The organism is Butyrivibrio sp. AE2032 (assembly GCF_000702965.1).
Genome location: NZ_JNLF01000003.1, coordinates 1 through 12148 on the forward strand (window position 1 = coordinate 1; position 12148 = coordinate 12148).

Genomic DNA, 12148 nt, shown 5'->3' on the forward strand with positions numbered 1-12148 from the left:
ATTCTTATCAACAGTGGCTACCTGTGAGTATTTCTGCTTCTCTTTATCCTTGCCAAGTTCGTACTGAGGTCTGTTAAACTGTCCGTTATCTTTTCTGGTGACGGTGCTTACGCCCTTTTCCTCCTTGACCGTGTAGGTTGCGTCGGCTTTATCAGGAGCTGCCTGGGATGCCCACTGGGTCTTGTATTTCTTACTGCCATCCCACATAGGCTTGTTGATGTCTTCCTTGTCAATCCTCTTTGTATGCGGTTTTCCGTCTTTTCCCGGAACCTGATCATAGATCTTTCCGCCGGCATTCTGATCGATAGTGGCAACCTTTGAATACTTCTGCTTTTCTTTATCAGTCTTAATATCATACTGAGGCTTGTTGAAATCTGAGGTATCCTTTCGTTTCATGGCAGGCTTACCTTCAATTTCCCCCATCTCGTAGGTAGCATTCGCTTTATCAGGAGCAGCTTCTTTTGCATACTTAGGCTTCGCTTCATGGCCGTCCCACATAGGCTTGTTCACCGGAGTGGTCATGCTGGCCTTCATCTTCATGCTGCCATTGTTGTCCCACTCATACTGATAGGTGCTGGCTGATGTGTCATCATTAGGATTCCTTGCAGCATATTTATATTTAAGTCTGCCCTTGGAATCCTTCTCTGCCGTCCACTCATCAAGCTCTGAGGTTGACTGGAAGGGATTGGTGATGGCTATAAGCTCTCTGTAGGCTATTGTGGTGGTTTCAGTAAGAAGTCCGCTTCTCTCAGCGTTCAATTCTCCGTACTCCTTACTCATTACCGTACAGCCTGTGAAGGTGTAGATTCTGGCAGGTCCTGCCGGTGGTCCGGATGTAAAGCCCTGAATTGATTTATGTCTGAATACATACAAAATAAGCGGAAGTATAAGCTCTGTTCCATTTGCCAAAGGATCAAGGAATCTCTCTGTTCCCACATACCTTTCAATCTGGAAGGTAAAGGGCTTGGAAATAGGCTTACGCTTTAAGTGGATATAGTCGTTTACTCCGCCTTCTCTTATATACTCGTATTCATTTTCCTTGGTAAATGCTCTTACCGACTTAAGTGGCAGGAAGTATACAGCCTCAACCTCCAGAACGAAGTTAAAGGCCGGCGCCGGATTATAAATAGCGTCAAAGTCAGTATTTCCAAGTACTAGAGATTCGCCACTATCAAAGGCGCCACCGGCGTCCTTAAATTCAACTGAACCATTTTTCGTTGTAATATACTTTCTAGCCATCTACTTGCCTTTCTTAGAAGCCTTTTAACTACCTGCTTGGCTTCATGTCCAAAATGCTCTTTTCCTTCTTTTTGTCAGAGGGATTAAGGCTCTTGTTAATGGAGGATATCTCACTGCACCACCTTCGCCTTGTGGCATGGTCCATATTTAGGACTTCATCCTGAGGCCAGTGGAAGTAGTAGGAAATAAAGCTCATCTCCCTGTAGAGATCATCCTTGGGATAAAGCCTTAGCCCTCCTGTGTAAAATTTAGAGGCACCTCGAAGGTTCTTCCGCAATCGGGACATATGCACTGCATTACAGGAGCTTCAACATCATTTATCCTCTGATACATATCCTGAAGGAAGGCCAGGTCAGCTGTGAAGAGCTGCTCTATTGTGGTTGCTGTAACAGATTCAAGACCTTCAAGCTCTGTTACTACCTTGCTCAGGATAACTATTGTCAGATAAGAGGGATTTGATAAAACTCTGGGGTCCCTGGTAGCTGATATCTCATCTCCGGCAGTTGCAAGTCTCATTCTGCCTCTTCTGTGTAATTCCCCCTGTGAATCCATATAGCCCTTAGGTAATGTGAACTCATAAATTGTTTCCATACACGCCTCCTAAATGTTCATTTTTCTTTATTAGCTTTATTGGTCACAGGAGCCGCAGCTCCTGTGACCGTAAAGCTAGTAAAGTGCAGAAATTTGCACTCTGCTGCAAATTTCGTGCCAAAGTGACACGAGAGGGACAACCCATTTGCGTAGCAAATTCTCATGTTGTCCCGGCACCAAATTAAAGCCGCAGGGTTTAATTTGGAATAACAAGCTCCTCGTATGCAATCTCTACTGTTTCAATTGCGATATCACTGTTCTTAGCGTCCAGATCAGGAGCTGTATACTTGGTTACCCATGCGTTTGTCAGTGTCCACTGTCTTGCTCCAACAGAGGATGTAACTGCTGCATTAGGCGCACCGGAGTTGATGTCGATGAGCTCGATTGTTACGTTCTGACGAGGGATCTGTCCACGCATCTCGCTGACACACTCCATTACCCATGTCTTGAATGGGCTTGATACAATGTAACCCATCTTCAGAGTAACGTTTCCGTGCTTTACAAGTCCGGGAACCTTTACAGGTGCAAGGGATCCTGAATTGCCCTGACGGAATTCAATAACATCAACTGTAGACTCGATGCCTGTAACCTCTGAGAATGCTGCCGTTCCTGCGATAGAATCAACTGTCACCAGGAAGTTCATTTTGGTTAAGGGGTATGATGACCCTTTACCGTTATCATATGCTCCAGTAGCCATATTCTATGACTCCTTTCTTTTAGTTTAGTCCCGTATTATTCCTCTCCTCCGCCGCCGGCTTCAGAAGTATGCTGAGTTACTCTGAAGATTACGAATTCAGCAGGACGGGATGGTGCTATACCGATATTACAGATAAGTCTGCCGTTCATGATGTCGTCCCTTGTCATTGTGGAAGGTCCGATCTCTACGAAGTAGCTGTCAGCTGCAGATTCGCCTGCCAGCATACCGTTTCTCCAAAGTCCATCAAGGAAGTTAGATATTGTAAGATTAACTCTCTGCCACAATGTAGGATCGTTAGGCTCAAATACAACCCAGTTGGTATTTGCCTTGATACTCTCCTCAACGAAGATGAAGAGTCTTCTAACGTTGACATACTTGAATGCGGAGTTGCTGGAAGCGGTTCTTGCGCCCCAGATCCTGATACCCTGTCCCGGAAGGGTCCTGATAAGGTTGATTCCTTCAGGGTTAAGGATATCCTGCTCATCCTTGGTATAGTTAACTGAAAGACCTGTACAGAATACAACTTCGTTAGCAGGTGCCTTATGAACACCTCTGTCGATATCTGTTCTTGAATATACGCCCATTACAGCGCCTGAAGGCGGGATGTAATCTGACTTATTGGAAGATCTGTCGAATACCTGGATCCATGGATGATACATAGCACAGTATGTAGAATCAACCATCTGTCTGTATCCGATAAGATCAGCTGTCTTGTACATCTCTCTAGGCATATCCAGAACTGCGAAGCGGCTTCTAAGTCTCTCGCAGTGGCCTACAAGACCAACTACTACTTCAGGCATTGTGATGCCGGGAATTGCCAGCATGCTGACAACGTTGTTCTCAACAAATGCCTCAAGACCTGTACGCTTGCCAGGGCCGTTGTCCTCACCAAGGTATGTGGAAGGATCAACCTTAGCAACTGATCCGTCTGATCCACCATCAAGGAAGAACACACCATCTGTTACGTCCTCTCCGATGATGTCTGCAACAGGATTTCCCGGAGTCTTCTGAGGATTGAAGTCAACCTTGATGATATCGCTGCTTGCAAGTCTTGATCCGATGAATCTTGGAGACTGTGTATTAACAGAAAGCTCTGAGTAGTTCTCAACATCATCGCCATAGCGAACTGACATATCCATTGTTACAAGATATACAACTGCCTTTGGAACGATGTCTGTATCTACTGCTGAATCTGGAAGATCATCTGCAAAAGAAATCTCTCTGTCAAAGATTGTCTTGATTGTTGTAAAGGTTCCTTCGAACTCTACAAGATCGCCCTCTCTGAAGCCTTCTGTACTCTTTGCAATGAATCCGGCATCTGTCTTCTCAATAAGCTGAAGTTTTCTCTTCTTATTGGTTGAAAGCATTACCTGGATCTTATTTCCCCATGCTCCGGGGCTTGATGCGGTTACGTTAATGAGGCCCTTCTTGGCTGAAGCAGGCTTTGCGTCTCTGGGAGCAACACGCATTACATAGCATCTTGTTCCGCCGTTATCAAAGAACTGCTCTACGCTGTTAGCCAGGAACCTGTACTCGCCGTAGCCAAACTCTGAAAGGAAGCCGCCAAACTGCTGCTTAAAGCTCTTCATGCTGGTTACGAGAAGTGGTGCTCCTTCAATGGGGCCTTTCTCCGCAAGTCCGATAAAGCCAGCTGTACTTGTACCAACGCCTTCGATACTTCGTGGAGAATTATCATATTCTTCAACGTATACGCCTGGTGATAAATACTCTGCCATATACTTTCTACCTCACTTTTTCATTATTTTTAAGCCGTTACCTTGACCTGACCCGGGAACGTGACTGAGATGCTGCCTGCATAGGCACACATCATCTTACAATCACTGGCAAGACAGGGTTTTCCGCCGATCAGAATCTTTGGCTTTGTTGGAATCCAGCATCCGGCGGGTACCGGAGTACAAGGCTGGGGGGTCAACACTCCCAGTGCAGCTGCCGTAGCAGAAGCAACAGCGGGATTAGCCAGAGACATACACATTCCAAAGGGGCCAACATTTGCAAATCCTTGCGCGTCCTGTATGGTTCCACAGGGTTTCCCGGATGCAAGTACTGTAGCCTGACTAGTTACTTTAAGGGGAGCCGGTGCCGTTCCCATCGTGCACAGGCACGTTCCCGTCGCCGTCACTAGTTCGCTCATCCTGTTCTTCCTCCTTTCTGGTCAAAGCGTTTGCGGAAACCGCTCCTTCCATCAGATCTGTCTCTCCGGCCAGTTCATGAAGGTCTGCCTTCCTGAAATACTCTTCATCTCCAACCTTGAAATGAATGAGATGGGGAAGATCTGCCTTATCATCTCTGACCTTCAAAACAAACCGTCCATCAGGACCGGCCCTTCCGTAGATGATACGAAAGATCTTGTCGTTTAACTTGTGCTCATTGGCAATGGGCTCCGTCAAACTGACACTTAGTGGTGCTTTCTGATCCTTTACGGTGAAGGAGTCGTAGCGCTCTTCTGCTTCATCCATTAAGGCGTACCTGATAGTATCAAGTACTACACCACCTCCTGCTGTCAGCGGAAGAAGATTGATCTTGTAATCCGTCTTCTTGCTGGCATCACTTTGGAAATAACATACCGGACGATCTAAGTTGATCGCTTCGATATACTCCAGATCCGAAAGGGTTCCGTTAATTTCAAGCACTTCCCCTCCCTGACGATTTTTCTCTGATGGCATCAGGAAAAGATCAATCATGGGAAGTCCGGGATCCAGCTTTTCATACATCACATTCACATCCGTCTGGTCGAATCCGCGAACATTAACCTGCATGAGAAAGTCTTCTCTGCCGATGTTTACGAATACGTAGACCCCTTCGCCTTTCTTCATGGGAGTTGTACTTAACCCATTGATGGCGAAACGGACATCCGGCTCCGAGATTTCTTTTCCATTAGTGGTATCAAGGAGCCTTACAGCCAGTGATAATTTCGCTGTAATCACAGTTGTCACTTAATTCTCTACCCCCTTTCTTCGCCGGTAATACCAAGTTCGAACGTCGCATCTGTTACACGTGGTGTATCAATAGTCTCACCACTTGACAGGTAAACGGGTGCCGCCTTGTAGAACAGGCTAAGCTGATAAGGCTTATTGATCGCCTGCCACACCCTTACCTTCTCCTCCAGACTTATCTTCGCCTGAGACAGTACTATGGGAGGTTCCTGCGTGTCGAGCCAGGTTTGTAGCTGATTGGGAAGGACCGAACTGTTATCGTTTACGATCTGCGCTATCTTCCCGACTATCTTTTGCATATCCGAATCCTTAAGGCCCATCTGGCCGGATCCGTTGATGAAGACCATATAGTACAGAGCATATGGTCTTGGCGGTTTGGTTATCTGTGCCTTACCCTTTTGAATGTACCTGTTGGTGGTAACCTCCACATCCTCTTTGATGTCGTAAAGGTAAAGTCCAACCAGGTAGTCAACATCCTGAGATGATGGTGATGATATCTCGATGTTGTTTGGGGAAGGGATTGGTTCAGGACACATCTTTTCCCTCAGAGTTTTTACGATATATGAACTTACATCCGAAATAATAGGATAATCAGCCATCTAAATAACCCCTTTATTCGTCCTTGAAGAATTCTGTAAGTGTTTCTGTGTACTTATCAACCTTTGTCTGCATCGGTGATGTGAGACAGATTGCATAATCGGTATTGTTGGCGTATTCTGTGATGCACTTGAAGTAATCCTTGGCATCATCCTCACCTATGAAAAGTGTTCCGCTGTAAACAATCTTCTCATCCATCTGTTCTGCATCTGAAGATGGAGTCTGTTTATGCATCTCATCACTTCCGCGCTTAAAGATATATACGTTTGAACCCTTGGTCATGGTACCGGTTGCCTTGGAATCATCATAAAAGTATCTGTAAGCCGTGCAGTCAGATAAGGTATCAAGACTGATAAATTCTTCTGTCTTACTGCCGTCGTACTGCCTGTAGTTGTACTTGTTGTTGGTGTCAACCAGCTTATTTACTACCATCTTTGTAAGTGAATCAGCAGGTGTGATACCGGACCTTGAAAGCTTGGAGAAGGTTGCTCCGGCTATTGCCAGCTCGTCGTCACTCATCTCATCAAGACTCTTTCCAAAAAGAGATTCCAGCTGGGCTAAAAGTGCATCCGCATCCTTCTCTCCGCTTCCATCACCGGAACCATCCCCATCGCCGTTAGCATCATTTATGCCAGCCAGGGTATCTGCTGAAGCTCCACTTTCCTTGGCCTTGTCAGCCAGTGCATCTACTGCATCCTTATCTCCAACCTCTGCAAGAGCTGCTGCAACACCTGCAAGATCGGCATTTGCGTTATCTGCAAGAGCACTCATTGCCTTGTTTACAAGTTTGTCTGCCATATTTCCGGCATCGCCTTTACCGCCGGTCTCCTTGTTGATGTCCTGATCCACTGCAGCAATCTTGGCATCGTAGGCCTTGGCTCCTGCCAGGTCGTTATTATCGAGGCAGGCATCTCTCTTTTTCTGGAGTTCTGCTTTCTTGGCCTTTAAGGCATCCAGCTTGGATCTCAGGTTCGCATCTGAATCTATGATCTTCTGGGCCTCTTCCTTCAGCCATGCCAGATGGGCCTGAACTGAAGATGTGGAATAGGTCTTATAATCATCTCCCGGAATTGTAGTCAGAAGGTTCTCTGTCCAGTCAATTCTCTGGTAGACATACTCAAGAGCATTTTCTGCTTCATCCCTCTGCCTCATGGCTTCTATCAGGAACTGAAGCATTGATCTGTCTGCTTCCTCTACTCCCTTCCGGTCCTCTAAGTAACTGGTCTTTGCTCCTGCTGAAGCAAGTGACCCGTAATCTCCACCGGTTCCTGCTGTTGCTGAAGCTGAGTACTTGTTACTTGCCAGATTAAGGAGACTGCTCTTTAGAAGACTAAGCTCACCGGCCTTATCACTGATATTGTTGTCCCTGATATTGGTGGCATGCTTAAGGTAATCAACAGGACCTCCAAGAGATCCACCAGTGCTCTGGTCTATTACCTGAGATGAATAGTCGTAGATCGCATGTCCTAAAATATCATCTGTATCAACTAATGCCTTTGAAAGGTACTTTGTATAACTATCTGAACAGTTGGAAATCGATGTTCCTATCGCGTCCAGAAGAGCTGAATCTGCATTAAAGGGCTTCTCCTTAGGGGTCTTATCGTACACGTAATCATCGTTATCTGAATTGGCTTCCTCAGCTCTTTTCTGCTCATCGCTGTCGTAATCATCAAGTACTGTCCACCAGCCTGATGAGGAACTTACAATTCCAAGGGAACGAAGGAAACTTAGGATAAATGGATCAGCTGTATTAAAGCCTGTAAAGTCATGCTTTAAGGAGTCCTTAAGTTCCTTGTTGTAAGGAGCTCCAATGGAAGCATTACTCTCACTGCTGGAATCCTTAAATGAACCGTATGGAGTGTAGTAGCTTCCTGAAGTTAAGGTGTACAGAGTATTCAAAAGATTATCATCCAGCTCTGCCAGCCTCTCCATGATCAGGGCTCTTCTGGTGGCATCTACCTTTTCCATAAGGTCGTAAACAAGCTTGGCTTCTTCCTCTTTTCCATCAGCCTTGTATGCTATGTAAATAGTGTTAAGACCCTGGAGCTGCTGATCGCACTTATCTGTCTGGGCATCCCTCAGATTCAGTGAAAAGAAAGTGCTAAGAAGCTGATAGGTGTATACATCGCTTCGAAGGTTTCCTGAATCCTTCGATCCCTTAGCATCCAGATAATCACTCTGTGAAATACTGGTAGCTGACTGGGACTGGGTGTACTGGGTTCTTATGGGTTCCAGTTCAGGCAGACCTGACAGGTCGTATGGGTCCGGTATATCGAAAGGATTCATGGCTGCCATGGTCTTGGCATCCCGGAGGATTCCGTCGGAACCAACGTAGTAGGTAACATACAAAGGATTGATGGTTTCAACATTCTCCGGTCTTCCATCCTCTGAAATACCCTTAACGCCGTTCTCGATATCACCAACGTTGAACCACTGTCCGTCAGAGAGCTCTGACTTATAGTAGACTTCGTTCTGACCTGATTCAGAAGCGGAGTCCTTAGCCTTTTCATAGAGCTGATCCGTAAGGGCATCCTTATGGATAACATAGGTTCCTATGAAAAGAACTGAGTCCTCAACGGAAACCTTAGCTGCAAAATTTTGGTAGGTTATGGCTTTATCCGGGTCAAATATCGCCTCGGAATCAAAGCTCCTTCCAAATACCACAGCCAGCAGCACTGCTACCAGAACTATGGAAACAGCTCTTTTTATTAACTTGTCCGGTAATCTGAAACTGCTTTTCATTCACTATCATCCTCTTTCAAAACAGCACCATTTGCCGTATCAAACCTTGCCTTGTATAAAACTGATTCCCCGGAATCGTAGAACTCTATCTTTAGATCATCCAGAGACTGTTTTACTATTGAGATATACTTGAGGGACTTGTCGATCTCTATGACCTTATCTCCTCCAAGAGCCTTGCCTTCCTGTGTGAGAACTTTGAAGGACTTGATGTCTTCCTTGTCCTCATCCATCTTGAACTTGATCTCCACAAGGCCGGTGGTTTCATTCACTGTAATCTCATAGGTTCCAATCTGGTTTGGATCCCTTCGCTTGATGTCATAACCGGTTGTGATAGTCAGTGGTCCGGATTCTACAGTCGGATCAATGATACAGTCATCTATGAATTCCTCTCCGTTGTAGATTCTTATCTTTGCCTCACTGACGGTGTCGAAGGATAGCATCAGATGCCTTAGCTTCTTGTCTACCGGAAGCCTGTCTCCAACCTGAACGTTGTTGACCCAAAGCTCGTAATCCGATATCTCGATCTCAAAATCATCAGGAATGATTATGGTAAGTTCAAATTCCTGGTTCTGAATAATAGGCTTTAATGTGTACTGCGCATCTGCGGTGTTTTTCTCAACATAGCTCTCACCAACAACTGCTGTCTGCATATCTGCATCTGTTCCAGCTAAAATGGCGCTTATTCCGCCGCAGGTAAGTCTGTCAAAGGTGTAAAGTGTTGTGGTATAGAGCTTCATTGCATCCAGCATGCTGTTTTGAAGTTCTTCAAAGCTGTCCATCTCTGAGTCATATTCATCAAAGGAAAGCTGTCCCAATCTGTTCCTGAGCTCATCCTTTTTCAGATTCGCTTCTGCCTCATCAACATCCTTCTGATATTGTTTATACGAATTACGAACAGAAATGTAATTATTGAAGGCTTCCTCTACACTGCTGTCTATATCTTTTTTTGCTGCAACCTTATCTTTATAGGCACTTGCATAGTCCAGAACGTTCTGGTAAAGAACATATGGATCATCATCTATATATCTGGTACCATCCATGTTTCCCTTGAACCATAATCTTGGGATCTTTATGAAAAGAATTCTCTTCTTTCCATTCCAGTAACTGTCGATCTTATCAAGGAAAGACTTGTAGTCCTTTTTAAATGCTTTCTTGTTGATTGAGTCTCCATTAAGTGCTGTATTAACGTAGGAGGCAATCCTGTTATAATCTCCGCCGTACTTATTTCTCATAAGCTTGGCATTTGTGTTGAGCTCTGCCCTGGCTGATGATTCAGCTGTGCAGGCCTCGTAGTAACCCTCGTCCCTATCCTCCGTGTACTTCATGAGAGCATCTAAGCTGTCTCTGTCAATAGTTGCTTCAACAAAGGGCTTCTGGAAATTATAGCCTGTAGTGACGTCGATCTTAATCATATCCGTCATCTTCTTAAGGTCTGCCTCGAGAGTTCTTCTGTCAGAAGCCACCTTGTTTTTGGTGGATTCAACCTTCTTTTCCAGCTTATCAACATCTGCCTGATTGGCCTGACCAAGATGGAGCTTTGCCTGATTCTTTGCAAGTCCTTCCTCGTAGGTGGTAAGTCTGGATTCATTAAAAGCTATCTGCTTTTGAAGAACTACTATCTCAACGAAGAGATTGTTGACCTTTTCTGATATCTCAAAGGTCTTATCCTGCAGCTTGTGCTCAGCTACACTTATCTCATACTGCAGAGCTACAGGCTTATACTGGAATTCCGAAGCCTCTGAAAAATCAGGAGTTTCCGGAAATTTAAAGCTTAGAAGCGGCGACCATCTGAACTGCTTCATGGATTTTTCTTTAAGATTGATGGCCTTTACTGCTGATTCATAATTAGCTTTTTTGGATTCTACTGCTGTCTCAGCACTGTCATAGGCGTCTGAGTTTTCTATTGCCAGGCTTCTGGCGCCCTTCATGGTAAGGGTCTTTTGGACCGGAAGTGCTCCGGCTGCCTGAGCCTGAGATCCCGGGATTATCGGCATTAAAAGCGAGGCTGTCCAGATTACAGTCATGGTCAGCGCCAAAGCTCTTTTCGCCCGATTCAGTTTCCCGAAAGAATTAAGCACTCTCATCCTCAGCACCTGTTACATAGTAAAACTCAAATGTATTGTCATCCTCTTCCTCACTTACGAAGGAATAGATGATGTCTCCTCTTCTGTAGGAGTGGATGTAAACCACATAATCTCTGCTGTAGCTCTTTACCTCAGCTACATCTGTAAAGGTCTGCTCAAGGTCCATTGAGATATATCCCTTTTTGCTTGGCCTTTTCTCATTGAGCTTATTTATAGCTATAGCTTCCGGAAGGATAACTCCTGAATTACCCTGATATACAGGATCTCCAAAGATCTCTGAAAGTCCTTCCAGTGTGTCTACTGCTTCATTACCGATCTTAAAGGCATCTGTAAGAACATATACGGAATCTACCTTCTCGTCGTCATCAAGGGCGTCCGTATCGCTCTGGGCATGATACAGAGCTCCTATACCATCCATGATGATCACTGATTCGCGATTTGCTGTGTAGAGTTCTGAATGGCCCTTGTAGTGGTCAGCCACCTCAGTAACGCTCTTTCCAAGAAGCTCACTATAAACAATCGAGTCGCTGGCAAAACTTCCAGAATACAGCTCGTTCTCACCGCTGTCATAAAGAACTCCCTGACCGTTCTTCTTGCCCTTGGAGAAATCTCCTATGTACTCCCTTGTGCCATCTTCTCTGTAAAGAGTTCCCTGGCCCTCAAAGAGATTCTCGTGGAAGGTTCCCTTATAGAGGGTGTTTCCCTCAGGGAAGTTCTGCTCTCCATTTCCTTCGTACATGTTCCGATCAAAGGTTCCGGTGTAGACCACATTTCCAGCCGGGTTATAAAGGGTTCCCATTCCTGTTACATACCCTTGTTCAACCTGGCCATCATAGGCAAGATATCCGCTCTTTCCGGTGATCTTAACGTGGCCCTTGGCTGTTCGAAGTCTCAAGGAATTATACTTATAAGTAGGAATTCCTTCCTGTGAAAAGCGCTTGAAGATGGTGGTCTCAGTGGTGATGTACCAGATACTTACAACACCTACGATGATAACGATGGCATACATAAGCCTCTTCGAGATCATCCACCTTCCGACAGTAAAGTAATCCTCTTTACTTCTAGGCTTAACTCCAAGTAGTCCGGCAAAGAAATCACGGATCCTTGCTACTATCTTGGTCTTTATGAAGTTCCAGTTGGTGTAGAGCTTAAACTTGGTAACAAGTCCGGTCATTTTGGACTTGATAGTCTGAATCAGAATACCAAGAAGGCCATTTCCACTACCCATCTATATTTCCTCTCAC

The 12148-nt window shown here is 45.3% G+C and carries 11 protein-coding genes; all 11 read right to left on the minus strand.

The genetic code is table 11. The annotated features are described in order from the left end of the window. Positions 1-1239 (minus strand): hypothetical protein (locus BO18_RS01810; protein ID WP_034443076.1); only part of this gene is annotated, 1239 nt, incomplete at its 3' end. Positions 1240-1267: 28 nt separating this feature from the next. Next, positions 1268-1525, minus strand: coding sequence for a DUF6760 family protein (locus tag BO18_RS34660; protein WP_330379371.1), 258 nt, complete (start codon positions 1523-1525; stop codon positions 1268-1270). Beyond that, the gene (locus BO18_RS01815; protein WP_034443077.1) at positions 1468-1830 is read right to left on the minus strand and encodes a hypothetical protein; all 363 of its coding nucleotides are present in this window, start codon (positions 1828-1830) and stop codon (positions 1468-1470) included. The genes BO18_RS34660 and BO18_RS01815 overlap by 58 nt, the downstream gene beginning before the upstream one ends. Before the next feature lie 196 nt (positions 1831-2026). Further along, positions 2027-2527 (minus strand): phage tail protein, encoded by a 501-nt coding sequence (locus BO18_RS01820; protein ID WP_034443079.1) that lies wholly within the window; start codon positions 2525-2527, stop codon positions 2027-2029. Positions 2528-2562: 35 nt separating this feature from the next. Next, complete coding sequence (locus tag BO18_RS01825) at positions 2563-4263, minus strand: phage tail sheath family protein (protein ID WP_034443082.1); 1701 nt, start codon at positions 4261-4263, stop codon at positions 2563-2565. A 29-nt stretch (positions 4264-4292) separates the two neighbouring features. Continuing rightward, complete coding sequence (locus BO18_RS01830; RefSeq protein WP_051688434.1) at positions 4293-4679, minus strand: DUF4280 domain-containing protein; 387 nt, start codon at positions 4677-4679, stop codon at positions 4293-4295. After that, positions 4612-5481, minus strand: a complete 870-nt coding sequence (locus BO18_RS01835; RefSeq protein ID WP_034443085.1) for a hypothetical protein — start codon at positions 5479-5481, stop codon at positions 4612-4614. The genes BO18_RS01830 and BO18_RS01835 overlap by 68 nt, the downstream gene beginning before the upstream one ends. Before the next feature lie 8 nt (positions 5482-5489). Further along, positions 5490-6080 (minus strand): DUF4255 domain-containing protein, encoded by a 591-nt coding sequence (locus BO18_RS01840; protein WP_034443087.1) that lies wholly within the window; start codon positions 6078-6080, stop codon positions 5490-5492. Positions 6081-6093: 13 nt separating this feature from the next. Further along, complete coding sequence (locus tag BO18_RS01845; RefSeq protein ID WP_034443089.1) at positions 6094-8820, minus strand: hypothetical protein; 2727 nt, start codon at positions 8818-8820, stop codon at positions 6094-6096. Continuing rightward, positions 8817-10904: a TolC family protein gene (locus BO18_RS01850; protein WP_034443092.1), complete on the minus strand. Its 2088-nt coding sequence runs from the start codon at positions 10902-10904 to the stop codon at positions 8817-8819. The genes BO18_RS01845 and BO18_RS01850 overlap by 4 nt, the downstream gene beginning before the upstream one ends. Next, on the minus strand, positions 10891-12132 hold the full coding sequence (locus BO18_RS32290) for a hypothetical protein (protein WP_051688435.1): 1242 nt from the start codon (positions 12130-12132) through the stop codon (positions 10891-10893). The genes BO18_RS01850 and BO18_RS32290 overlap by 14 nt, the downstream gene beginning before the upstream one ends. Between the last annotated feature and the right edge of the window lie 16 nt (positions 12133-12148).